We start from the raw sequence: 23,015 nt of genomic DNA on the forward strand, positions 1-23,015 counted from the left end.
AACCTAACAACCCTGCCCCGTAAGCACATCCGATTAAAAGGGCGGCCCCGCCCCTCCTGCACCGAGGAGGGGCGGGGCTCCGTCCGTCAGGCCAGGCGGACCGGGAGGTCGAAGAGGTCGTTCTGGGTGAGGATCGGCTTGTTGCGGAGCTCCGTCGGGGGGACGGCCAGGGTGAGGTCCGGGAAGCGGGCGTACAGGGCCGGGAGGGCGACCAGGGCTTCCAGGCGGGAGAGGGCCGCGCCGGGGCAGACGTGGGGGCCGTGGCCGAAGGAGATGTGCCGGTTCGGGGTGCGGGTGGCGTCGAACTCGCCCGCCGTCTCCCCGAACTGGGCCTCGTCGCGGCCGAGCGCGCCGAAGGAGACGATCAGGCCCTCGCCCTTGGGCAGGATCCGGTCACCGACCTCCACGTCCTCGGTGGCGAACCGGATCAGGACGTGCGAGGTGGGGCTGGACCAGCGCAGGGTCTCCTCGATGACGTTCTCCCAGGAGACCTCGCCCTTGAGGACGAGGTCGCGCTGGGCCGGGTGGGTCTCCAGGGCGACGACCGCGTTGACGATCAGGCTGATGGTGGTCTCGTGGCCGGCGGCGACGATCAGCTGGAGGGTGTTGGTGATCTCCTCGGTGGTGAGGTGGTCGCCGTCCTCCGAGGCTTCGATGAGGGCGCTGGTGAGGTCGTCGCCCGGGTTCTCCCGCTTGGACTCGACGATGCGCGAGAACAGCGCACCGAGGTCCGCCATCATCTGCGGAACATCCTCGGGCAGCGTCTGCGTGGAGAAGAACTTCTCGAACAGGGCCTTCAGGCGCGGGTGTTCCTCGGCGTCGACGCCCATCAGGTCGCTGATGACGTTCATCGGCAGCGGGTACGCGAACTGCGCCTTGAGGTCGACGGTCTCGCCGGCCGGCAGGCCGGCCAGCTTGTCGAGCATGCCGGTGGTGAGCGCCTCGATGCCGGCGCGCAGCTTCTCGACCCGGCGTACGGTCAGGGCCTGCGCGACCAGGGTGCGCAGCCGGCGGTGGTCCTCGCCGTCCACGGTGAGCATCGAGCGGCCGGGGTTGGCGAGGCCGATCAGCGGCCAGTCCAGCGGGATCTCGCCGCGCTGCCAGGCGCCCCACACGTCGATGTCCTTGACGATCCGGGGATCGGTGAGCAGCTTGCGCGCCTCGGCGTGGTGCGTGACGGCGTACACCGACACGTCACCGGGGAGGACCACCTGGACCAGGGGCCCCGCGGCGCGCAGCGCGGCGCTCTCGGCGTCGAGGTCGGCGACGAAGGGGTCCAGGACGATGGCCGCGGGGCCGGTGTGGTCGATCGGGCACGTCATCGGGTGGCTCCAAGGGCGGGGGTCGGGGTGTAGGTCACGGGAAGGGCGGTGAGGCCGCGCAGCCAGGGCGAGGGGCGGCGGGCCAGGTCCCCGGCGGGCACGGCGAGGTCCACGTCGGGCAGCCGGTCGAGGAGCACCTCGATGCCGGTGCGCGCGATGACCTCGGCGACCTCCTGGGCGGGGAAGGGGCAGCGGTGTTCGCCGTGCCCGAAGGAGAAGAAGGCGTTGTTGCCGCCGGTCAGTTCTCCGGCGTCGGTGCGTACGTGCGGGTCGGCGTTGGCGGCGCCGATGCCGAGCAGGACGAGGTCGCCGCTGCCGATGCGCTGTCCGCCCAGGTGGGTGTCGCGGGAGGTCCAGCGGCCGGCCACGTTCTGGGTGGGGGTGTCCTCCCACAGCACCTCGTTCATGGCTTCGCCGACGCTGTGCCGGCCGCCCGCGAGGGAGGCGGCGAAGCGGTCGTCGGTGAGCATGAGGCGCAGGGAGTTGCCGATCCAGTCGGCGGTGGGCTGGTGGCCCGCGGCCATCATGACCATGAGGTCCTGGGCGACCTCTTCGACGGTGAAGCCGGACCGGTTGGCGAGCATCCGGGAGACCACGTCGGGTCCGGGCTCGGAGAGTTTGGCGGAGAGCAGCGCGAACATCGACTCGGCGAGGTGGCGCTGGCCTTCCAGGGCGCCCTCCCGCCCGTTGATCATCTCGTTCATGGCGTGGACGAGGCCGGGGCCCTGGGCGTCGGAGAACCCGTAGAGGCGGGCGAGGACGCGCAGCGGGAGCAGCATGGCGTACTCGCCGACGATGTCGCAGGAGCCCTTGCCGCACAGCTCGTCGATGAGCTCGTCGGCGAACCGCTCGGCGTGGCCCTTGAGTTCGAAGGGGTCGACGGCTTCGAGGGCTTCGGAGATGACGGCGGCCCGGTCGCGGTGGCGTTCGCCGACGGTGTAGAGGATCGACGGCTGGCGCCGGCCGATCATGGGGAGCAGCGGCCAGTCGGCGGGGATGCGGTCCCACTGGTTCCACAGCTCGGAGTCCCGGGAGAAGAGCACGGGGTCGCTGGTGACCTGGTGCAGTTCGCGGTAGCCGAGGACCAGCCAGGCCGGGACGTCTCCGTCGAGGACGACCGGGGCGACGGCCCCGTGGTCGCGGCGCATCTCCCGATACAGCTCGGCGGGGTCGGTCTGGAACCGGGGGCCGCCGAGGTAGACGGGCTGGTGCTCGGGGGCGGCGGGGCAGGTCACGGGGTGGGCTCCGGGGTCTGGGACAGGGGGCTCGGCTGGCGGCTCGGCCGGGCGTGCGACAGCGCGGCCGTCTGGAGGTGCTGGACGAGGGAGATCAGGACCTGCTTGCTGGACTCCCGGGAGCGTGCGTCGCAGAACACCAGCGGGATGGTGTCCGGCAGGTCGAGGGCGGCCCGGATCTGTTCCGGGGTGTGCTCGGGGCCGCCGAAGTCGTTGCAGGCCACGACGAAGGGCGTGCCGTGGTGTTCGAGCCGGTCGATGGCGTACCAGGAGTCCGCCAGGCGCCGGGTGTCGACGAGGACGACGGCGCCGAGGGTGCCGGAGAAGAGCCGGTCCCACAGGAACCAGAACCGCTCCTGGCCGGGGGCGCCGAACAGGTAGAGCACGTTGCGGGCGTCGAGGGTGATGCGCCCGAAGTCGAAGGCCACGGTGGTGGCGCTCTTCCCGGCGATCCCGTCGGTGTCGTCCACGGCCTCGCCGGCCTTGGTCATGGTCTCTTCGGTGTTCAGCGGGCGGATCTCGCTGACCGAGCGGACCATCGTGGTCTTGCCCACGCCGAAACCGCCCACGATGACGATCTTCAGTCCGTTGTCGGCCGTGCTGCGCAGGGCCTGTCGGGGCCGGAGCGGTTCGACCGCGGCGGGCGCTGCGCCCGCCGGCGACGCGGCTTCGGGGATCGTCGCGTCAGAGATTGCGGAGTCCAACGAGCACCTGCTCCAGGATGTCGGGGTCGGTATGGCTGTACGCCGAGTTCGCCGTACGCGGGTGCCGGGCGCGGATCCGTCCGGTGGCGAGCAGGTCGGCCAGCAGGATCCGTACGATCGACACCGGCAGGGCGAGCTCGGCGGCGATCTCCACGACGGCCGTCGGGAATTGGCACATCCGCAGGATCGCCGCGTGCTCGGACTGCATGCCGGGCGCCGGATCGCTTTCGGCGACGACCAGGGTGACCAGGTCGAAGACGTCCGAGCCGGAGCGGCTGCGGCCACCGGTGAGGGTGTAGAGCCGGTCCGGCGAATCGTCCCGGCCCGGCCGGGTCCGGCTCATCCCCGGGGCCTGGCGATGAGGTGTTCGCCGAGCTGCTCGACCAGTTCGGACATGTTGTGGCCGACGAGTCCCGCGTCGGCGTCCTCGCCCGCGACGAGCGCGAGGTGCGCTCCCTCGCCGGCCTCGACGATGAAGAGGATCCCGCCGTAGAACTCGGCCATGGCGGAGCGGACTCCGCCGGTGCCGTCGCCGAACTCGATGGACGCCCCGTGGGACAGGCTCTGGATGCCGGCGGCGATCGCGGCGAGCTGGTCGGCCTGGTCGACGGAGAGCTCGGGCGTGCGGCACAGCTTGAGGCCGTCGCGGGAGAGCACGAGGGCGTGGCGGGCGCCCGGTGTGCGCTCCAGGAGGCCTTCCAGGAGCCAGTTGAGCGTCTCGTCGGTGGTGAAGCCGGTCATGATCGCGTGTTGCCTTCCGGGTCTGGGGTGTGCGCGGGCTGCTGCTCTTCGCCGGGGCCGCCCGGGGCTCCGGCCGCGGTTCCGGCGGCTGCCGCGCCCGGTGCCGCCGCGTCCGGAACCCCGTCCGGACCCGCGCCCGGTGCTGCCGCGCCGCGGACGGCCTGGCGGAAGCTGCCGAACCGCGCGGCCGACCGGGAGGCCCCGCCGGTCGCGGTGGCCGGGGCCGTACGGGGATCGGTGCCCGCGCCGTCGGCGCCCTCGGGGTGGGCCGCCGCCATGGTCCGGCCGCGGCGGCGCTGGGGCAGGCCGCTGTCGCCGAAGTGCGGGTGCTCGCCGGTGGATTCGGAGGCACCACCGGTGCCGGCTGCGCCGGTGTCCGCGGCCCCGGCGTCCGTTGCCGTACGGTCCTGCGCGCGGACGGCGTCTTCCCGGCCGACGGCGGTGTCGTGCACGGCCTCGGGCTCGGGCTCGGGCGCGGCGGGCGCTGCGGGCACGGCGGGTGCCTTCGGCGCGACCCGGGCGGACGGCTGCGCCGGCACGGCGAGCGGCGCGGCGGGGGCGTCCGCGGGCGTCCGGCTGATGAGCTCCTGCGGGAGCATCATCAGGGCGCCCGTACCGCCGCGGGCGGAGGGCCGGAAGGAGACGGTCAGTCCGTGCTTGCGGGCGAGCCGGCCGACGACGGCGAGGCCGAGCCGGGTCCCGGAGAGTCCGGCCAGGTCCAGGGAGGCGGCGGTCACGGCCTGTTCGGCGCGGCGCAGCTGGACCTCGCTCATGACGAGGCCGCTGTCCTCGACGGTGATGACGATCCCGGACGGCACCTCCTCCACGTAGACGTGGACCTCGGCGGTCGGCGGGGAGAAGTTGGCGGCGTTGTCGAGGAGTTCGGCGAGCGCGTGCATGACGCCCTCGGCCGCGTGCCCGGCGACGGCGGCGTCACTGGTGGAGTGGAGCCTGACCCGCTGGTAGCTGCCGATGCGGCCCATCGCGCCGCGCAGGATCGACTCCATGACGATCGGCTTCGCCCAGCGGCGGCCCGAACGGGCCCCGGTGAGGACGGCGATGGAGTCGGCGAGGCGGCCGGCCTGGGCGGTGCGGTGATCGAGGTGGAGCAGGTCGCCGAGGACGTCCTCGTCGGCGTGCCGGTGCTCCATGTCGCGCAGGTCCGCGAGCATCCCCGTGGCCAGGGCCTGCATCCGCCCGGCGGCGTTGGCGGCGGCGGCCATGGCGGCGGCCCGGCCGGACTCGGCGCGGCGCAGCTCTCCGCCGAGCCGCTCGCGGGAGGCGTTCTGGGCGGCGGCCAGGCTGTCGAGTTCGGCGGCGTGCACGCCCGCCAGGTGATCGAGCGCGGCGGCGTGCTCAGCGGTCAGGTGCGCCAGTTCGGCGGTGTGTTCGCCGGTGAGACGGGAGCGTTCGGCGGTGTGCGCGGCCGCGTCACGGGTCGCGTCGGCGATCAGCCGGGCGATGTGCGCGTCACGGGCCATCAGTTCGGTGCTCAGGCCGGTGATCCGGCCGCGCTGGATCCGTGAGGTGCGCGCGCCCCAGGTGACGGCGAAGGCCGCGACCGAGAGCAGCAGGACGCCCGCGCCGGCGAACCAGCCGAGTGCGGTGGCGATGGACGCCGGGGCCGCGGCCACCGCCGCCGTGGTGAGCGCGCCACCGGCGACTGCGGTGATCAGCAGGGCCAGCGCGGAGGGGCGAAGGGGGGAGGGCGACGCCGTCATCAATCAAAGCCTCATACCGGGCGTAAATGGAGGAGAAGGTTCCTGGCAACGAGGCATCACTATAGGAGAGTTGTTGATCGTTTTGGGCAGCCTCTGACAAGTTTTCCAGTCAACCGCGACCAGTAAGGGTTCTTCTGTGACCTTTTGAACGGAAGGGAGTTCGCGAGCGTCTCGGCATGCGGCCCACGGCCGCGGTACGCGCGGAGGCACTCAGGACCTCTTCCAGCGGTTGCGGCCGTCGGACCCCGGGCCGCACACCATCGGTGTGCCCGCCTCGGTCACACCGGCCGCGCCGGCGGGCGAGCAGAACGATCCGGGGTGGACGACCCGGGAGGAACTGCCGCCGGTGGAGCCGCCCGTGGTGCCGCCGCTGCCGGAGGATCCGCCGCTGGAGGATGCGCCGCCCGTCGATCCGCTGCCGCCGGTTGCCGAACCACCGGTGCTGTCGTTGGTGGCGGGCTTGTCGTCCGGAGCCTGCGCCGGCGGCGGTGTGGGGGCGGGTTCCGGGGTGAGCCGGTCGCCGATCTTGGCCGGACAGGTCGTCTCGGCGAGGTGCAGGACGACGGCGGCGGCAGCGCCGTCGACGGGCGCACCCTCCTGCCCGCACACCTTCCACGCCGCGGGATCGGCGGGGAGCTGCACGTCCACATAGGCGCTGCGGGCCTCCAGTTTGACCGTCCGGGTCAGTGCGTCCTTCCACGTCCCGCCGGTGAGCTGCGGGATCCCCGGCGGCAGGAGCGGCGGCGACGCGGTCACGGTGACCGCGGGGGCCGCGGCGGCGGTGACCGTGACGGTCGGCCCGGGAACCGGCTTCTCCTTGACCTTGGTCACCGTCTCCGGCCCCCACGCCATGCCCGCGACGACGAGGACCACGAAGCCGGCGACGAGAATGCCGCAGCCGCTCAGGCCGACGCGCTGACCAGGACTGAGGGGCCGGCGGGGAGGCGGCCCCTCCGGCGGGGGCGGCAGGGGGCCGGGGTAGCCGTAGGCAGGGCCCGGAGGCGGCTGCTCATGGGAGTTGTAGGGAGGGTGGGACATGGGAGTGCTCCTGGGGTGCATGCCCGGACACGGGCATGGCCGGGGCAGGGGTGGCGAGGGTGGGGGTGGCGAGGGTGGGAGCCCGCAGTCCACGGGTGGGGCGGCCCACGGGTGGGCCGCGTTGCGGAATCGGCTGCTCACTGCCCGGCCGGGGTCGTCCGGACAAGAGCTGCGGGGGTTGCGCCGTAGTCGGGGCCCGGGCAGTCTTCTGCCCCTCCACCCACAGCCGTTGGGCTCGCCGGTCGGCGGCCGCACGACGGACCCCGGGCAGACTACGCGCCGGCGGTGGCACGGTTTGCCACCGGGGCCCCTCACGCGGTTGACGGTGAGTCACGAGAGGAGTCGTAACCGACGGCCCGGGGCCGGTGTCAGCTCCTCCCCGCACGGACCGATCGGCACATTGCGGCCCATGACATCCTGTGACGTCACAACTCGCCGGACGGGATCGGCGGACGTCCGGGGAATATGAGGAAGATCCATGAGGCTCTGCTTCCTGGTGGAGGAGCACTACCGCCACGACGGCATGCCGAACGAGGTGGTCCGGCAATTGAAGTCCTGGGGCCACCACGTGGACGTGCTCAGGCCGGGCGGGTCGCTGCTGCGGATGAGCGAGGCGGTCGACGCCGGCGCCCATGACGCCTGGGTCCTGAAGACGGTGTCCGGCGGGCCGGGGCTGACCCTGCTCGAAGCCGCCGCCGCGGCCGGGGCGACCACCGTCAACGACGCCCGCGCGATCCGGGGCGTACGGGACAAGGCGCTGGCCGCCGCCATCGGACGCGGCCGGGGACTCCCGCTGCCGCCGACCTACGCCGCTGCCCGGCCGGAACTGCTCGCGCAGATACCGGCGTCGGAGTACCCGCTGGTCGTCAAGCCCGCCGACGGCAGCTCGGGGCGGGCCGTGCACCTGGTCTCCTCGCCGGAGCGGCTGGCCGCGATGCTCCCCGAACTGGCCGGCGAGGGCATGCTCGTCGCCCAGCCGTACGTCCCGAACTCGGGCACCGACCTCAAGGTGTACGCGGTCGGCGGGGAACTCTTCGCCACCGAGCGCCGCTCCCCCCTGCACCCGGACACCTCCGTCCCGGAGCGCCTCGTCCCGCTGTCCGCGGAGATCGCCGAGATCGGCGCGCGGGTCGGGGAGGTGTACGGGCTCGACCTGTACGGGGTGGACGTGCTGCTGGGGCCCGACGGGCCGGTGGTCGTGGACGTGAACGACTTCCCGAGCTTCCGTCAGGTCCCCGACGCGGCGGCCCGGGTGGCCCGCGCGGTACTGGACCTCGCGCGGGGTACCGGGGCCCGGCCCTGCCCCGGCATCGGGTCCGCCCTCCTGCGCCGGTCCGGACAGGAGGTGTCGATCCCCCTCCAGTCCACGGCCGCCACGGTCGCCACCGCCGCCGCCACTGCCTCCGTGGCCCCGGCCGCCCCTACCTCCCCCACGGCCCCGACGGCCCCGACGGGAGAGCCCGTATGAGGATCGGCCTGATCACGGACAATCCCGGGCACCCGCTGCTCTCTGCGGCGGCCGGTCTCCTGCGGGCCGACGGGCACGGGGTGGAACTGCTGGATCCCGGCTCACCGGACGCGGCCGTGGACACCCCGGCCGACGTGTACCTCCTCAAGGCGCACACCCCGCCCGGGCTGGAACTGGCCCGGCACCTGGAGCGGCTCGGGGCGCCGGTGGTGAACTCCGGCGCGGCGACCACGCTCTGCCAGGACCGCACCCTGATGGCGGAGCTGGCGGTCGGGGCCGGGCTGCCGTTCGCGGGAACCCGTACCGTCGGCACGCTCGCGCGGTGGGCGGCCGGGGTCTCGCTGGACTCCCCCGTCGTCGTCAAGAGCCGCCACAGCCGCCGCCAGGACCTCGTGGCCAGGGTCGACGACGCCTCGGAACTCGGGGAGTTGGCGGCCACCTGGCCCGACGAGCCGGTCGTGGTGCAGGACTTCGCCCCGAACAGCGGCTGGGACCACAAGCTCTGGGCCATCGGCGACCGCGTCTTCGCGGCGGTGCGCCGCTCGGAACTCTCCCCGGAGGGCCGCGGCCCCACCCTGCCGCTGCCCCGGCTCCCGCAGGGCTGGGCCGAGCTGACCCGCCGGGTCGGCGCGCTCTACTCCCTGGACGTCTACGGCGTGGACATCATCGCCACGGCCGACGGCTCCCCGCTGATCGTGGACGTCAACGCCTTCCCCGGCGTCCGCGACCAGCCCGGCGCCCCCGAGGCCCTGGCCGACCTGGCCCTGAGCCGCGCGAAGGGCTAGGACGCGGGCGCGGGCCGGGCCGTTTCGATTGGATCATCGGGGTGCCGACCCCGGCGCCGTGCGTGTGGCATGGCGCCAGGGCGGGCTGACCGGTGTGACGGTCGTGTTCGTGGTGGCAGTGGGCTGCCGCTGAGGCGCAGGCGCACCGGGCGCGGGATGGTCATCCGACCGTCGTGGTCCGCAGCGCCTCGATGCAGGGCCCCGTGTACGGCGCCGGGGTGACCGTCGTGCGTCATGGGCGCGTCACGGAACCGCCACAGCGGGGCGCGGCGGGAACCTGCTCGGGACAAGGAGCCGTGTTCCTGCACGCGAGTGCCGGTGCCGGACCGGTCGTGAACCTCGGGGAGCACCCAATGCAGTACACAGCAGGCTTCGGCCGGACCGCGGCGGCTCTGGCGACGGTGCTGGCGGCCGCGGCCCTGATGACGGGCTGTACGCCGACCGGCGACGGCGGCGGGGCCGCCGCTCCGTCGGCACCGTCCGCTCCGTCCGCCTCGTCCGCGCCCTCGCAACCGGCCGAGGCCACGCCCACCGGCGGCGACAAGGGCGGCACGACCGGCGGTGCCGGGGGCGAGACGAAGAAGCCCTGCACGGTGGACGACATCAAGGTCTCCGAGGGCCACCAGGCCGACGTCCGCCCGCCGGGCACGGGGACCGGGGCCGCCGTCGTCTCCGTCACCAACACCTCCGCGTCCCCCTGCAAGGTGTACGGGTACCCCACGGTCGCGGCGGCGGGCAACGGCTCGCCGGACAAGAACAAGCCGCTGGCCACCACCCACACCGGCCCCGCCGCCACCGACCCGGTGCTGGCCCCGGGCGCCCGCGCCTGGACGAAGCTCACCTTCGTCCAGGTCCAGGGCGAGGCGGACGGCTACTGCGAGTCCGGCGCGACCCCGGCCACCTACCCGACGGCGGTCATCGGCGTACTCGGCGCCGGGAAGCACCAGATCTCCATGGACGACGGCGTGTTCGCCTTCTGCGACAGCAAGGTGACCGTCACCGCCTGGTCCTCTGCCAAGCCGTCCTAGGGCAGACACGCCCTGCCCGCGGGGCCTCCGTGGGCAGGCCCCGGGTCGAGGACGGTCAGAGGGGTTGCAGCCGGGTGCGCAGGAGGCAGAACTCGTTGCCTTCCGGGTCGGCCAGGGTGTGCCAGCTCTCGGCGCCGGTCTGGCCGACGTCGGCCGGGCGGGCGCCGAGCGCGAGCAGGCGCTCCAGCTCGGCGTCCTGGTCGCGGTCGACGGGGCTGACGTCGATGTGCAGGCGGAGCTTCCCGCTGCGCGGGTCGCTGCTCGGGCTGAGGATGAGCGTGGGCTGCGGACCTCCGAAGCCGGCGACGGGCGGCCCGATCTCGATGCTCCCGTCGTCCTCCCGGCCGAGTTCCACGTAGCCGAGGGCCTCGCTCCAGAACGCGGCGAGGCGCTCGGGGTCGGCACAGTCGATGACCAGCTCACTGATGCGGCTTACCATGCCCGCCAGTGTACGGAGAACACCGGGAGCCGGCCCTGGAGCCGGTCCGGCTCCCGGGTCCGCTACTTGATGACCTCGACCTTCTTGTCGCCCGCGGCCGCGTACGCCGAAGCGCTCGCGCCGAGGGCGGTGACGGTGAGGGCGAGCAGGACGGACACGGCAACCGCCGTGGCGCGCTTGCGGGTCGTCTTGCGGGTCATGGGGTCCCCCTGATGGTGTGTGGTGGTCGTCCCGGCAGCTTTGCATCCGGGCCCGGGGCCGACAAGGGCCTGTCGGACGGATCAGGCGAGTGGAGGCGGTCGGTGTGCGCGCGGTGGTGTTCGAGCGGTACGGGGAGCCCGGCGAGGTGCGGAACGTGCCCGATCCGGTGCCGGCCGACGGCGGGGTGGTCGTACGGGTCGAGGCGACGGGGCTGTGCCGCAGCGACTGGCACGGGTGGATGGGGCACGATCCGGACATCACGCTCCCGCACGTGCCGGGCCACGAACTGGCCGGTGTGGTCGAGGCGGTGGGGCGGGGAGTCGCCAACTGGCGTACCGGTGACCGGGTGACGGTGCCGTTCGTCTGCGCGTGCGGAAGCTGCGCCGAGTGCGCCGCGGGGCAGCACCAGGTGTGCGTGCGGCAGACGCAGCCCGGATTCACGCACTGGGGGTCCTTCGCCGAGTACGTGGCCCTGCAGCACGCGGACGTCAACCTGGTGGCGGTGCCCGAGGAGCTCTCGTACGCCACCGCGGCCGGGTTGGGCTGCCGGTTCGCGACGGCCTTCCGGGCCGTCGTCGCGCAGGGGCGGGTGGCGCCGGGCGAGTGGGTCGCCGTGCACGGCTGCGGCGGTGTGGGGCTGTCGGCCGTGATGATCGCCGTGGCGGCGGGAGCCCGGGTGGTGGCCGTGGACACCGCACCGGCGGCGCTGGAGCTGGCGCGCGCCTTCGGGGCCGCGCACTGCGTGGATCCCGGGCGGGCCGACGCGGCCGACGCCGTACGGGAGGTGACGCGCGGCGGTGCGCACCTGTCCCTCGACGCGCTGGGTTCCCCGGCCACGGCCGCGGCGTCGGTGTCCGGGCTGCGCCGGCGCGGACGGCACGTACAGGTCGGGCTGCTTCCCACGGCGCAGGGGGCCGTGGCGCTGCCGATGGAGCGGATCATCGGCTGGGAGCTGGAGGTCCTCGGCAGCCACGGCATGGCGGCGCACGCGTACCCGCCGATGATGGAACTGGTCCGCTCCGGAGCGCTGCGACCCGATCTGCTGGTCACCTCCACCATCCCGCTGGACGGGGCACCGGCCGCACTGGCGGCGATGGGGACCGCGCGGGGACCCGGGATCACGATCATCCGGCCGGGGGCCGACGCGCGGACCTGAGCGGGGCTACGGGGCTACGGGGCAGCGGGGCTGCGGGGCTGCGGGGCAGCCGAGCCGACGGGCAGCCGGACCACCGGCCTGCGGAAACCGTCGGGCCGCCGGTCGCGAGGGCTTGTGGTGCGCGGTGGGCATGGCTACATTCCTTGATTACACGTGTAAGCACGCGATGTGGCCACACGAAACCCGCCACATCCCCTGCGCCGGCAATTCCCTCCTCCCTGCCCCACCCCTCCCCGCCCCTCCCCTCGTTCCCCTCACCTCCCCCGCTTTCTCCACCCGCCGCGAGAGGCAGCACAGCCATGTCCACGATCCCCGTCGACCCACTCCTCGAAGCCGGCGCACCCGCGTCCGCGACGGACCGGGGCAGCCGGAGCACCGGCACCCTCACCCTCGGAACCGCCCTGCTCGGAGCCGCCGCCGCGCTCGGGCTCGTCGTGCGGAGCGACGTCGACCGGCCGCCCTTCCAGGCCCTCGACGACCGCTGGCTGTCCTGGATGGGCGGACCGCACGAGGGGCTGCCCTCCGTGGTCGCCGCGCTGCTGAACTGGTTCGGGGGACCGCTGGGCTCCGTCGTCCCGCTCGCCCTCCTCGTCTTCCTGCTCGTCCGGCGGCGCTGGGTGTCGGCGGGGTTCCTCTTCGTGGTCTACATGGCCGGGAACATGCTCGTCGTACAGGGCCTCAAGCACCTGGTGGACCGGCCGCGCCCGGAGAACCCGCTGGTCCGGGTCGACCACGGCTCCTTCCCCTCCGGACACGCGGCCGGTGCGGCGCTCCTGGTCGTCATCGTCGGCGCGCTCCTCGTCCCGGCCGCCCGGCGCCGGGCGTGGTGGATCGGCGGCGCGGTGTTCACGGTGGCCATGATGTGGAGCCGCACCTGGCTGCACGCGCACTGGCTCAGCGACACCGCCGCCGGAGCGGTGGCCGGTGTCGGAGCCGGGCTGGTCGCCTGGTGGCTCTGTGCCCCGGCACTGGCCCGGGAGGCCGGCCGGACCGCGGGCCGTGCGCGCACCCGCCGGCGGGCCGCGTAAGGCCGGTCCCCCGCCCGCCGGTTTCCGGCCGCGGCTAGGCGGTTACGCCTGGGAGCGTCCCGGCCCGGCGGACGCCCGGCCGCGGCTCAGCCGCAGCGCGGTCAGGACGGCCACCAGCGACGCCGCCGCGAGCACGCCGCCGAGCGCGAGGATCCAGGCCGGGACGCCGCCGGCCGTGAGCAGCTCGTCGGTGTACTCGACCCGGCGGTACGGGGCGTCCCCGGCGGCGGCGCGCAGTTCGTGGTCGCCGTCGATCCGGGACGGGACCGGGAAGCTCTGGTCGATCGCCGTCAGGAACACCGGCTCCGCGCCCGCGAATTCGGCGACCGGCCCCGTCGGGGTGATCCGCCCGGCGAAGGTCACCTCGGGCGCGTTGCCGCCGATCGCGGAGACGGGTTCCATGCGGTGCTCCGCCAGGACGTACAGGCCCAGGGACTGGGCGGTGGCGGCCAGGCGCGACAGCCGCATCGGGTAGACGAGCCGGTCGCTCTCGAAGCGGATCAGGAGCGGGTCCAGGGTACCGCGCAGGACGGCTCCCGGCTCGCGGGGGGCCAGGCGTACGGCGACGTACTCCCAGTGCTGGGCCACGTACGGCTCCAGCTCGGCGGAGAGCCGGTCCGGGAGCAGGAACCCGTTGGCTTCGAGCCAGTCGCCCAGCGCCTCGGGGTCGGTCGCGGTCAGGCGGGCCACGTCGAAGTCGCCGAGCCGTTCCCGCCCGATGACGCCGACCTGCGCCTCGGCGCTGCCGGGCGGGGCCGCGCCGGCCGCGTCGCCCCGGCCGGAGTCGAGGGGCCAGTCCCCGCGGCGGGGCCAGAAGTGGGTGCGGGTGCGGTACTCGGGTCCGGTCAGGTCCACCAGGTTCGAGAACAGCGCGGCGTCGCCGAGGCGGACCGTGGCCCGCCCCGGTACCGGCATGACCCAGGCGGCCCGCTTGGCGTCGCCGCCGACGGTGAACCGCATCGCCACCTGTTCGGTCCTGCCGTCCCAGCGGACCACCGAGGCTTCCCGGGAGACTCCGATCCGCGAGGTGCCGTCGGGGACCATGGCCCCGCAGCCGCAGGCGTAGGCCGGGCCCACGAGGGATCCCAGCTGGGTCGCGAGTACCGCGAGCAGCAGGAGTCCCATCCTTCGCCTGAGCCACAGGACCACCCGCGTCCTCCGCCTCCACCTCGCGGTCCTCCACCGCACCCTCGCGGTCCGCACCCTCGTCGTCCGCGCCCGTGTCGCTCGCACCGTCTCCCCCACACTTCTCGCTCCGTCACCTGCGGTCTCGGACGGACGGCGCCGCGATCCGGTTCCGGTCACCCGTGCGCCATCTTCCGGTCACCTGGTCCTGCCACCCTGCGAGGCATGCCGAAGTTGTATATACAACTTCCCGGAGCCTGACACAGGAGCCACGATGTCCGTACCGGCGATCACCCGCCCGCCCGCGCCCTGGCTGCGCGACAACTGCCCCTGCGCCGAGTGCCGTGACCCGCGCACCGGTCAGAAGCTGTTCCAGATCACCGAGCTGCCCGCCGGACTGGCCGTCGCCGCCGTGCGCGAAGCGCCCGCCCCCGACGGCGGGCCCGGCTGGGAAGTGGAGTGGCGGCCGGACGGCCACCGCTCCCTGTACCCGGCCCGGTGGCTCGACGACCACGCCCCGGACGGACCGGCGTACCGCGCGGCCGGGGACGGACGGACCGAGGCGGACAAGGAGCTGTGGGCCGCGGGAGACCTGGACGGGCGGATCCCGCAGGCCGGCTGGGACGCGTACACCGGCTCCCGCGAGGTCCGCGAGCAGGTCCTCGACAGCGTGGCCCGGCTGGGCTTCGCCCTCCTGCGGGAGGTTCCGTGCCGGGACCGGATGGTGCTGGACGTGGCCCGCACCTTCGGCTTCGTGCGCGAGACCAACTACGGGGAGCTCTTCGAGGTCCGCGTGGAGGCCGACCCCAACAACCTCGCGTTCACCGGTGCGTTGATCACCCCGCACACCGACAATCCCTACCGGGATCCCGTACCGACCATCCAACTGCTGCACTGCCTGCGCAACGAGGCCCGCGGGGGCGACTCCGGACTGGTCGACGGGTTCCACGCCGCCGCGCTGCTGCGCGAGCGGGAACCGGAGGCCTTCGAGGTGCTGACCCGTGTCCCGGTGGAGTTCGCCTTCGCCGACGCGCGCTGCGAACTGCGGGCCCACCGGCCGCTGATCGGGGTGGACCCGCTCGGGCGGATCCGCGAGGTCCGCTTCAACAACCGTTCCATCTCCACGCTGCACCAACCGGCCGCCGTACTGGAGGAGTTCTACGCGGCCTACCGCCTCTTCGGCGAGCTGCTGGAACGGCCCGCGCTCCGGCTCGGCTTCCGGCTCGCGCCCGGGGACTGCGTGGTCTTCGACAACACCCGTCTGCTGCACGCCCGTACCGCCTTCGCCGAATCGGGGGGACGCCACCTCCAGGGCACGTACGCCGATCTCGACGGGCTGCTCTCCACCCTCGCCGTCCTGCGCCGCGAAGGAGCCTCCGCATGAACGCCCACGACACCGCCGGCTCCTCCGGCTCCTCCGGCCCCGTCGATGCGCTCGCCCGCCTCTTCGAGGGCGAGGGCAGCGCCGAGTACTTCGGCGAGGCCGTCACCCAGGCCGGGCACATGCTGCAGGCCGGGGCCCTCGCCGAGGCCGCCGGGGCCCCCGCGCACCTGGTGGCGGCCGCGCTGCTGCACGACATCGGGCACTTCCACGGAACCGTGACCGGCCGCGACCTGATGGAGGGCGGCCGGGACAACCGGCACAGCCACACCGGCGCCGACTGGCTGGCCCGGTGGTTCGGGCCGGAGGTGACCGACCCGGTCCGGCTGCACGTGGCCGCCAAGCGCTACCTCTGCACGGTCGAGCCGGGCTACTTCGCCCTGCTCTCCGAGGCCTCCGTACACACCCTGCGCGTCCAGGGCGGCCCCATGACCGCCGAACAGGCGCGCGCCTTCGAGGCGCTCCCGGGCTCGGCCGACGCGGTGGCCGTCCGGCGCTGGGACGAACGGGCCAAGGACCCCGACCTGCCCACCCCCGACTTCGCCCACTTCCGGCCCCTGCTGGAGGCCCTGCTGATCGAGAACGCCTGATCAGGGGGTGAGCAGTCGGCCCAGTGCGCCGGCGGCGGTGGTGTGGACGGTGAAGGCCACCGTTCCCGGGAGGTAGCGGTCCTGGGACCATTCCAGCGGGGTTCCGGCCGGGTCGGTGGAGCGGCGTCGTTCGCGCAGGAGGGCCTCGCCCCGCGGACAGCCCAGCAGCCGGGCGTCGTCCGCGTCGGCGGCGGTGATGTCGATGGTGTGGTGGGCGTCGGCGAACAGGACTCCGTGCCGGGCGAGTTGCTCGGAGTACGAGACCGTGTCCGGGGGCATGGCGGCGACCAGGGCGCCGACCGGCTCCGGGTACGTCGTGCGCTCCACCATCACGGGGGTACCGGACAGGGTGCGCAGCCGCAGGACTCGGTACACGGGGGCGCCGGCGGCGATCCGCAGCTGCTCCGCCTCCTCGGCGCCGGCTTCGCCCCGGTCCACGGTGACGGTCCGGCCTCCGGGGTCCTCGCCGAGGGAGCGGGCCCACCGGGTGAAGCTGCGGAGTTCCGCGACCCGGCCGGCCTCCCCCGCGCCGCCGCCGAGGACGACCCGGCGGGTGCCGCGCCGCGAGGTGATCAGCCCGTCGGTCCGCAAGGCGGCGAGGGCCTGGCGCACCGTACCCCTGGAGACTCCGTAGCGGCGGGCGAGTTCGTCCTCGGCGGGCAGTCGCGCACCGGATCCGTACTCCCCCGCGGTGATGGCGGTCCGCAGGTCCGCGGCGACCTTGAGGTAGAGCGGTGTCCTGGGTGCTGGTTCGCGCGGTGCCTCGTTCACCGGGTCAGCCTGTCACGGCCCGGGCGGGGCGAAAGGCCCGGGAGGTCGGGACGTTCCACCCGGCATTGAGATGATGTCCGTCGTCTAAATTCGAAGCGTGACCGGAAGGACCGGTGGCCGTGGCCCGGCCCGCGCGGCGGGAGCCGCGCACCAACGTGCAGAGGAACCACCCATGTTCGGCATGACCATCGACACCACCCCCGACACCGCCGCGGGCAGCCCGGTACTGCGTCTCGACCCCGCGGGCGGTCCGTTCCGCGCGCTCGCCGCCGTCCGGATCCAGGTGCCGGCCGGCGGGACGATCCCGGCCCACGCGCACGGGACGTCCGAGCTGCTGCTCACGGGTGTCGCCGGAACGGTGGAGGCCTCGTGCGGGTGCGGCGCCAAGACGGTGACGGCGGGCACCTTCGCGATGCTGCCGGCCGGCAAGGAGATCACCCTGGCCAACCACGGTACGGAGCCGGCGACCGTCCTGGCGGTGTTCTCGCAGAGCGAGTTCACGGAGGGCCTGCCGCGGGCCGCGGCGAAGGGCTGCGGCTGCCAGGGACACGGCGGCTGATCCCACCGGCTCCCACCGGCTCCGTTCGGGCGGGCCGGTATGGACTGGCCACCGGCCTGATCCCATACTTCTCCCGTGAGAACGACGGATAAGCAGCCCCGCACCAGTCCGCTGGTGCCCGACGCGGTGGCCCGGGAGATCGCCCGGCACGACTGGGACTCCATCGAATGCGGCTGCGGCCGTCCGGCGGGGCATCTCGGTCATCTGCCGGACACCTTGTGGGACGCGGCCGAGGGACACCCGGCCGCGTTCCGTGCCCTGGAGGGCCACGCCTTCCAGGCCGGCGTGCTACGGGCTCCCGCCCCGGCGGTGTGCGGGGTCCTGATGGCCGTCTGGGCCGCCGGCCCGCCCCGGCAGGCGACGCGCGAGGGCCTGCTGTGGGCCCTGCTGCGCCTCCTCGGCGCCGAGGACGACGGCTCCTCGCACGAGGCGGGTCTGTACGGCCAGTGCGCCGCGCACATCCGCGCCTGCGCGCCCGGGCTGCGCGATGCGGCGACCCGGTGCCCGGGCTCCGAGTCGGCCGCCTACGCGGAGGGGATCCTGAGCCTGCTCGACCTGGGGGTCTAGGCCGTCCCTTTCGGATCTTGCCGGGCCCCGGCCACGTCAGGCCGGGGCCCGGCCGCGTCAGACCCCCAGCGGTGCGGCCAGGCAGGCCCGCAGGGTGGCCGGGGTGACCTCCGAGAGGGAGGGCGCGAAGGTGCGTACCGGCGTGGTGGGGACCTCCAGCAGGGACGGGACCACCAGGACGGCGCAGCCGGCCGCCTCCGCCGAGGCCGCGCCGTCCGGGGAGTCCTCGACCGCCACGCAGCTGTGCGGCTCCGCGCCGAGGCGCGCGGCGGCGGCCCGGTAGGGGTCCGGGTGCGGCTTCGTCAGGGACGTGTCGTCGGCGGACAGGGTGAAGGCGAAGGGGACGTGGGCCAGTGAACCGCCCACCACCGAGTCCACGACCACCCGCGGCGAGGCGCTGACCAGCGCGAACGGTATGCCTTCCGCCTCCAGGGCGGTCAACAGCCGCTGCGCGCCGGGCCGGATCGGCGCGCCCTCGTCGACCCGGCCGAAGAAGCTGTCGGTCAGGGCCCGCGCCACTTCCTGGACCTCTCCCGCACGGGCGACCCGTACGAGGTGCGCGGCGGTGTCCTCCACCGCCCGGCCGACCACCTCGGGGGCGTCGGCGTCGGTCAGTGCGTACCCCAGGTCCGCGGCGATCTCCACGGTGGTCTGCCACCACAGGACCTCGGTGTCGACGAGGGTGCCGTCCATGTCGAAGAGGACGGCGGCGAGTGCGGTCATGGGGCATCCCCTGAAGCTGTGGCTGATGGTGAAATCGAGGCGGTCGCGGCGGCGACGACGAGGACGGGGCGCTCGGCGAGTCCCACGGCGGCCCGTGCGCCCGGTCCCAGGGCTCCGGCATCGCGGGAGGGCAGGTCTGCCTTGATGCGGATGCCGTCGGGCAGGTCCAGGTGGAGCCGGGTCACCGATCCGAAGAACGAGGCCGATACGACGGTGGCCGCGCCCTGCGCGTCCGCCGTCACCGTGATGTTCTCGGGGCGTACGAGGACCTCGACCTCGGGGGTCGAGGGCGCCGGGCCGTCCACCGGCAGCCGGGAGCCGGCCACTTCCACCGTCCCGGAGCCGGACAGCCGTCCGGGGAGCCGGTTCATGGTGCCGACGAACTCGGCGACGAAGGGGGTCGCGGGCCGCTCGTACAGCTCGGCCGGGGCGGCGCACTGCTCCAGGCGGCCCGCGTTGAGCACGGCGACCCGGTCGGCCATGGACAGGGCCTCCTCCTGGTCGTGCGTGACGAACACGGTGGTGATGCCCAGGGAGAGCTGGAGCCGGCGGATCTCCTCGCGCAGGCCGGCCCGCACCTTCGCGTCGAGCGCGGAGAGCGGCTCGTCCAGCAGCAGGACGCGGGGGCGCAGGGCGAGGGCGCGGGCGAGCGCGACGCGCTGCTGCTGCCCGCCGGACATCTGGTGCGGGTAGCGGTCGCCGTGGTCGGGCAGGCCGACCAGGTCGAGGAGTTCGGCGGCGCGCTCGCGGCGCGCGGCCGCGCCGACCTTGCGGACGCGCAGCCCGAAGGCCACGTTGTCGCGGGCGCTGAGGTTCGGGAAGAGGCTGTACGACTGGAACACCATGCCGGCGTCGCGGCGGTTGGCCGGGATCCGCGTGATGTCCTGTCCGTCGAGGAGGACTTCGCCGGAGTCGGGCTGTTCGAAGCCGGCGACGACGCGCAGCGCGGTGGTCTTGCCGCAGCCCGACGGGCCGAGCAGGGCGACGAGTTCGCCGGGCTCGATGGTGAGGTCGAGTCCGTCGAGGGCGACGGTGGAGCCGAACGCCCGGCGCAGGCCGCGGAATTCGACGCGCGCTCCGCCGGGGGACGGTTCGCTTTCCACGGACTTCCTGGCCTCGGGAAGGGTGAGGGACATGCGGGTCAGGACTCCTTGCCGGAGGTGCGGGAGGTACGGGAGTGACGCGTGGTCCCGGAAGACACGGTAGCGGGGGCGGTGCCCGCCCGGGAGAGGAGGAGCAGCAACAACCAGGTGATGAGGAGGCTGAGGACGGAGACGGCCACCGACATCCGGGCGTGTGCTCCGGAGATCGACACGATCCACACGGCGAACGGCTGGAAGCCGAGCAGCGAGGCGATGGTGAACTCGCCGAGGACCAGGGCCAGCGTGAGGAAGGCGGCTCCGGCGAGGGCGGTCCGCAGGTTCGGCAGGATCACGCGCAGGACCACGTAGGGCCAGCTCGCGCCACAGCTGCGGGCGGCTTCGACCAGGGTCGGCACGTCGACGGCGCGCAGTCCCGCGTCGAGGGAGCGGTAGACGAAGGGCAGTGCGAGCACGGTGTACGCGAGGACCAGGACGAGGGGGAAGTCCGGGTTCTGGACGGCGAGGAAGGTCTGGTAGAGCGGGGTCCTGGAGAGGTGTTCGGGACCCCAGCGCAGCACCGTGCTGATGCCGGTGACCAGCGCGATCGGCGGTACCACCAGCGGCATCATGCACATCACCTCCACGACCGGGCGCAGCCGCGGCGAGCCGATGCGCACGGCGACCAGTGCGGGCACGGCGAGGAGCAGCGAGGCCGTGATGGTCGCGGCGGCGAGCCCGAGCGAGAGCAGCAGGCTCCTGGTGAACCCCTCGGCCCCGAGCAGCTGGGTGTACGCCTCGAAGCTGATGCCCTGGCCGGGGACGTGCACGGTGAACACGAAGGAGGCGAGGAGCGGGAGGAGGAAGTACGCGCCGGCGAGCGCGAGCACGGCTCCGCGCCAGACGCGGGGCCGGAACCGGGGGCCGGAGCCGCGCCCGGCCGTGCGGGATCGGGCGGCCCGGGCTTCCTGCCGGTCGGGCTGCCCGTCCCGGCTCGCGCTGGCCGAAGCGGCCGGACCGGCCGGGGCAGCCATGGCAGCCGGACCGGCCGCCGGGACTGCCGCGCTGCTCGGGACGGCCTCGCCGTTCGGGACGGCCGCCTTGCCGTTCGGGGCGGGCGTCGGGGTCATCGCAGCCATCGGGCGCTCCGTCGCTGGAGGGGCAGGTAGACCGCCATGACCAGGCCGGCGATCACGATCATGTCGAGGCCGAGGGCCAGGGCCACGTTCTCCTGGCCGGTCAGCACGTTCCCGGACAGGGCGTCCGCGATCTTGAGCGTGACCAGCGGGACGGAGCCGCCGACGAGGGCGGCGGCCGTGGCGTGCGCGGCGAAGGCCGTGCCGAAGAGCAGCACGAACCCGCCGAGCAGGGAGGGTGCGAGGACGGGCAGGCCGACGTGGCGCCAGAACTGCCATCCGCTCGCCCCGTTGTTCTGGGCGGCCTCGCGCCATTGCGGGCGCAGTCCGTCCAGTGCGGGGACGGTCACCAGCACCATGAGCGGGGTCAGGAAGTAGAGGTAGACCACGGTGAGGCCGGTGAAGGAGTAGAGGTTCCAGCCGAGGCCGGTCAGGTCGGCGAGCTGGGTGACCACTCCGGAGATCCCTACGGTGGCGATGAACGCGAAGGCGAGCGGGACCCCGCCGAAGTTGGCGAGGACGCCCGAGGCGGTCAGCGTCGCTCCGCGCAGGGCGCGGGAGGGTGAGGTGACGACGGCCTGCGCGATGAGGACGCCGAGCACCCCGGCCACGAGTGCGGTGAGGCCGGAGAGCTGGACGCTGCCGATGAGGGAGCCGAGGTAGGGCCCCTGGAGGGAGCGGGCCAGGTGCTCGCCGGTCGCTTCGGTGGCCCCGCTGACCGGGTCCGTACGGGTGACCGCGCCGAAGGCGATGGCGCCCAGCGGGACGCCGAAGCACAGTCCGGTGAAGACGAGGAGGGGGAGGGCGGCGAGCCAGGTGCGCGGGCCGCGCCGCCGGCGGCGGGTGGCACGGCCGCCGGCGGTCCCCGTCGGGTGGGGGGTGGTGGTGGAGGCGGACATCAGCTGAGGGCCTTGTCCCACTTCTCGGCGAGGGTGGCCTTGGCCTTGTCCAGCTCGGTGGAGGCCGGGAAGGTCGGGGTGCCCTGGACCTGCGGGAGCTTGGTGACGGCTTCCTTGTCGACGGTGCCGGCCTGGGTCATGGCGGGCAGCAGCACGGGACGGGCGAAGCCCTTCAGCCACAGGTTCTGGCCCTCGGTGCTGTAGAGGAACTCCATCCACAGGCGGGAGGCCGCCGGGTGGGGGGCGTCCTTGTTGATGGCCTGCGAGTAGTACTGGGCGTAGACGCCGTCGGTGGGGATGGCCACCTTCCAGTCGACGCCCTTGCCCTTGAACTGCTCGGCGTAGCCGGCGTTCAGGTAGTCCCAGTCGATCGAGATGGGGGTCTCGCCCTTCTCGACGGTGGCCGGGGTGGACTCGACGGGGATGAAGTTCCCGCTCTTCTTCAGCCGGCCGAAGAAGTCGATGCCGGGCTGGACGTCCGCGAAGGAGCCCTTGTTGGCGAGGGCCGCCGCGTAGACGCCGCCGAAGGCGGAGCCGGACTTGGTCGGGTTGCCGTTGAGGGCGACCTTGCCCTTGTACTCGGGCTTCTCCAGGTCGGCGAAGGACTTCGGGCAGTTCGGGATGCGGGCGGCGTCGCAGCCGATGGAGACGTAACCGCCGTAGTCGTTGTACCAGCGGGCGTCCGCGTCCTTCTGGGCGGCGGGGATCTGGTCCCAGGCGGTGACCTTGTACGGGGCGAAGAGGTTCTCGGTGGCGCCGCTGCGGGCGAAGGCGATGCCCAGGTCCAGGACGTCGGGGGCGCGGGTCTGGCCCTTGCGGGACTTGACGGCGGCGATCTCGTCGGCGCTGGAGGCGTCGGGGTTCTCGGCGTTGATCTTGATCTTCGGGTACTTGGCCGCGAAGGCCTTCTGGATCTCGCCGTAGTTCGCCCAGTCGGCGGGCAGCGCGATGACGTTGAGCTCGCCCTCCTTCTCGGCGGCCGCCACGAGGCCCTCCAGGCCGCCGAAGTCGGCGACCGAGGTGGCTGCGCCGGGCTGGGTCTTGTTCTTGCCGTCTGCGCCGGCGGCGGTCGTGTCGGGTGCGGCGCCGCACGCGCTGAGCACGGTGAGAACGGCGGCGCTGAGCAGGACGGCGGCCGTACCGCGACGGGCGGTGGAACTGAGCACGGTCTCTCCCGGAGACTGGGTCCAAGGCAGGGGCTAACTTGTCTGAACAAGTTGGCTCCAGTTCGCCCTGGGTCCCTGTACGGCCGGTGAACGGCGGCTGTCGCACGGTGCACGTCTCGACGAAGACCGGGAATGGCCGGATGTGCACGTGAC

At 73.7% G+C, this 23,015-nt stretch carries 25 protein-coding genes; 9 read left to right on the plus strand and 16 right to left on the minus strand.

The annotated features are described in order from the left end of the window. Positions 1-86 precede the first annotated feature (86 nt). The 7 genes from ACFWNV_RS16025 to ACFWNV_RS16055 form a co-directional block, all read right to left on the minus strand. Positions 87-1,322, minus strand: a complete 1,236-nt coding sequence (locus tag ACFWNV_RS16025) for a cytochrome P450 (RefSeq protein WP_383946512.1) — start codon at positions 1,320-1,322, stop codon at positions 87-89. Then, positions 1,319-2,557 carry a cytochrome P450 gene (locus ACFWNV_RS16030; protein WP_383946515.1) on the minus strand — a complete coding sequence of 413 codons (1,239 nt, stop codon included), beginning with the start codon at positions 2,555-2,557 and terminating at the stop codon, positions 1,319-1,321. Before ACFWNV_RS16030 ends, ACFWNV_RS16025 begins: the two co-directional genes overlap by 4 nt. Then, positions 2,554-3,261 (minus strand): ATP/GTP-binding protein, encoded by a 708-nt coding sequence (locus ACFWNV_RS16035; protein WP_383946518.1) that lies wholly within the window; start codon positions 3,259-3,261, stop codon positions 2,554-2,556. Before ACFWNV_RS16035 ends, ACFWNV_RS16030 begins: the two co-directional genes overlap by 4 nt. Next, positions 3,242-3,604: a DUF742 domain-containing protein gene (locus tag ACFWNV_RS16040; RefSeq protein ID WP_383946521.1), complete on the minus strand. Its 363-nt coding sequence runs from the start codon at positions 3,602-3,604 to the stop codon at positions 3,242-3,244. Before ACFWNV_RS16040 ends, ACFWNV_RS16035 begins: the two co-directional genes overlap by 20 nt. Then, positions 3,601-4,002 carry a roadblock/LC7 domain-containing protein gene (locus tag ACFWNV_RS16045; RefSeq protein ID WP_327250714.1) on the minus strand — a complete coding sequence of 134 codons (402 nt, stop codon included), beginning with the start codon at positions 4,000-4,002 and terminating at the stop codon, positions 3,601-3,603. The genes ACFWNV_RS16040 and ACFWNV_RS16045 overlap by 4 nt, the downstream gene beginning before the upstream one ends. Then, a complete protein-coding gene (locus tag ACFWNV_RS16050) occupies positions 3,999-5,723 on the minus strand; it encodes a sensor histidine kinase (RefSeq protein WP_383946524.1) in 1,725 nt (574 codons plus the stop codon). Before ACFWNV_RS16050 ends, ACFWNV_RS16045 begins: the two co-directional genes overlap by 4 nt. 210 nt (positions 5,724-5,933) lie before the next feature. Then, positions 5,934-6,761 (minus strand): hypothetical protein, encoded by an 828-nt coding sequence (locus tag ACFWNV_RS16055; RefSeq protein WP_383946527.1) that lies wholly within the window; start codon positions 6,759-6,761, stop codon positions 5,934-5,936. Between the two features lie 478 nt (positions 6,762-7,239). On the opposite strand from ACFWNV_RS16055, the gene ACFWNV_RS16060 reads away from it, so the two are divergent. From ACFWNV_RS16060 to ACFWNV_RS16070, 3 genes are all read left to right on the plus strand, one after another. Further along, positions 7,240-8,229, plus strand: coding sequence for a RimK family alpha-L-glutamate ligase (locus tag ACFWNV_RS16060; RefSeq protein WP_383946530.1), 990 nt, complete (start codon positions 7,240-7,242; stop codon positions 8,227-8,229). Next, a complete protein-coding gene (locus tag ACFWNV_RS16065; protein ID WP_383946533.1) occupies positions 8,226-9,014 on the plus strand; it encodes a RimK family alpha-L-glutamate ligase in 789 nt (262 codons plus the stop codon). Before ACFWNV_RS16060 ends, ACFWNV_RS16065 begins: the two co-directional genes overlap by 4 nt. Before the next feature lie 353 nt (positions 9,015-9,367). Continuing rightward, complete coding sequence (locus ACFWNV_RS16070; RefSeq protein WP_383946536.1) at positions 9,368-10,042, plus strand: DUF4232 domain-containing protein; 675 nt, start codon at positions 9,368-9,370, stop codon at positions 10,040-10,042. Positions 10,043-10,097: 55 nt separating this feature from the next. Here the strand turns inward: ACFWNV_RS16070 and ACFWNV_RS16075 are convergent, their stop codons facing one another. Together ACFWNV_RS16075 and ACFWNV_RS16080 are read right to left on the minus strand one after the other, a co-directional pair. Further along, entirely contained in the window at positions 10,098-10,481 is a 384-nt protein-coding gene (locus ACFWNV_RS16075; RefSeq protein WP_383946539.1) for a VOC family protein, read from the minus strand. Positions 10,482-10,543: 62 nt separating this feature from the next. Beyond that, positions 10,544-10,681: a hypothetical protein gene (locus tag ACFWNV_RS16080; RefSeq protein ID WP_274546649.1), complete on the minus strand. Its 138-nt coding sequence runs from the start codon at positions 10,679-10,681 to the stop codon at positions 10,544-10,546. 104 nt (positions 10,682-10,785) lie between these two features. On the opposite strand from ACFWNV_RS16080, the gene ACFWNV_RS16085 reads away from it, so the two are divergent. Both ACFWNV_RS16085 and ACFWNV_RS16090 read left to right on the plus strand, forming a co-directional pair. After that, the gene (locus ACFWNV_RS16085; RefSeq protein WP_383946542.1) at positions 10,786-11,838 is read left to right on the plus strand and encodes a zinc-dependent alcohol dehydrogenase family protein; all 1,053 of its coding nucleotides are present in this window, start codon (positions 10,786-10,788) and stop codon (positions 11,836-11,838) included. Between the two features lie 299 nt (positions 11,839-12,137). Then, on the plus strand, positions 12,138-12,866 hold the full coding sequence (locus ACFWNV_RS16090) for a phosphatase PAP2 family protein (protein WP_383946545.1): 729 nt from the start codon (positions 12,138-12,140) through the stop codon (positions 12,864-12,866). A gap of 42 nt (positions 12,867-12,908) precedes the next feature. Here the strand turns inward: ACFWNV_RS16090 and ACFWNV_RS16095 are convergent, their stop codons facing one another. Further along, complete coding sequence (locus tag ACFWNV_RS16095) at positions 12,909-13,991, minus strand: DUF2330 domain-containing protein (RefSeq protein WP_383946548.1); 1,083 nt, start codon at positions 13,989-13,991, stop codon at positions 12,909-12,911. Positions 13,992-14,265: 274 nt separating this feature from the next. On the opposite strand from ACFWNV_RS16095, the gene ACFWNV_RS16100 reads away from it, so the two are divergent. Together ACFWNV_RS16100 and ACFWNV_RS16105 are read left to right on the plus strand one after the other, a co-directional pair. Further along, positions 14,266-15,375 carry a TauD/TfdA family dioxygenase gene (locus ACFWNV_RS16100; RefSeq protein WP_383946552.1) on the plus strand — a complete coding sequence of 370 codons (1,110 nt, stop codon included), beginning with the start codon at positions 14,266-14,268 and terminating at the stop codon, positions 15,373-15,375. Continuing rightward, entirely contained in the window at positions 15,372-15,962 is a 591-nt protein-coding gene (locus ACFWNV_RS16105; RefSeq protein WP_383946555.1) for a phosphonate degradation HD-domain oxygenase, read from the plus strand. Before ACFWNV_RS16100 ends, ACFWNV_RS16105 begins: the two co-directional genes overlap by 4 nt. Here the strand turns inward: ACFWNV_RS16105 and ACFWNV_RS16110 are convergent, their stop codons facing one another. Next, entirely contained in the window at positions 15,963-16,733 is a 771-nt protein-coding gene (locus tag ACFWNV_RS16110) for a GntR family transcriptional regulator (RefSeq protein WP_383946558.1), read from the minus strand. It abuts the gene before it with no gap. Between the two features lie 172 nt (positions 16,734-16,905). Here ACFWNV_RS16110 and ACFWNV_RS16115 point away from each other — a divergent pair, with 172 nt between their 5' ends. Both ACFWNV_RS16115 and ACFWNV_RS16120 read left to right on the plus strand, forming a co-directional pair. Beyond that, positions 16,906-17,292: a cupin domain-containing protein gene (locus ACFWNV_RS16115; RefSeq protein ID WP_383946561.1), complete on the plus strand. Its 387-nt coding sequence runs from the start codon at positions 16,906-16,908 to the stop codon at positions 17,290-17,292. A gap of 75 nt (positions 17,293-17,367) precedes the next feature. After that, positions 17,368-17,859, plus strand: a complete 492-nt coding sequence (locus tag ACFWNV_RS16120) for a hypothetical protein (RefSeq protein WP_383946564.1) — start codon at positions 17,368-17,370, stop codon at positions 17,857-17,859. 57 nt (positions 17,860-17,916) lie between these two features. Here the strand turns inward: ACFWNV_RS16120 and ACFWNV_RS16125 are convergent, their stop codons facing one another. The 5 genes from ACFWNV_RS16125 to ACFWNV_RS16145 form a co-directional block, all read right to left on the minus strand. Then, the gene (locus ACFWNV_RS16125; protein WP_383946567.1) at positions 17,917-18,582 is read right to left on the minus strand and encodes an HAD family hydrolase; all 666 of its coding nucleotides are present in this window, start codon (positions 18,580-18,582) and stop codon (positions 17,917-17,919) included. Beyond that, on the minus strand, positions 18,579-19,718 hold the full coding sequence (locus ACFWNV_RS16130) for an ABC transporter ATP-binding protein (protein ID WP_383946570.1): 1,140 nt from the start codon (positions 19,716-19,718) through the stop codon (positions 18,579-18,581). The genes ACFWNV_RS16125 and ACFWNV_RS16130 overlap by 4 nt, the downstream gene beginning before the upstream one ends. A 5-nt stretch (positions 19,719-19,723) precedes the next feature. Then, entirely contained in the window at positions 19,724-20,695 is a 972-nt protein-coding gene (locus tag ACFWNV_RS16135) for an ABC transporter permease (protein ID WP_383946629.1), read from the minus strand. A gap of 92 nt (positions 20,696-20,787) precedes the next feature. Beyond that, on the minus strand, positions 20,788-21,696 hold the full coding sequence (locus ACFWNV_RS16140) for an ABC transporter permease subunit (protein ID WP_250743273.1): 909 nt from the start codon (positions 21,694-21,696) through the stop codon (positions 20,788-20,790). Next, entirely contained in the window at positions 21,696-22,862 is a 1,167-nt protein-coding gene (locus tag ACFWNV_RS16145; protein ID WP_383946573.1) for an ABC transporter substrate-binding protein, read from the minus strand. The genes ACFWNV_RS16140 and ACFWNV_RS16145 overlap by 1 nt, the downstream gene beginning before the upstream one ends. Positions 22,863-23,015: the final 153 nt, after the last annotated feature.

The sequence above is a fragment of the Streptomyces sp. NPDC058401 genome (assembly GCF_042722885.1).
Lineage (GTDB): Bacteria > Actinomycetota > Actinomycetes > Streptomycetales > Streptomycetaceae > Streptomyces.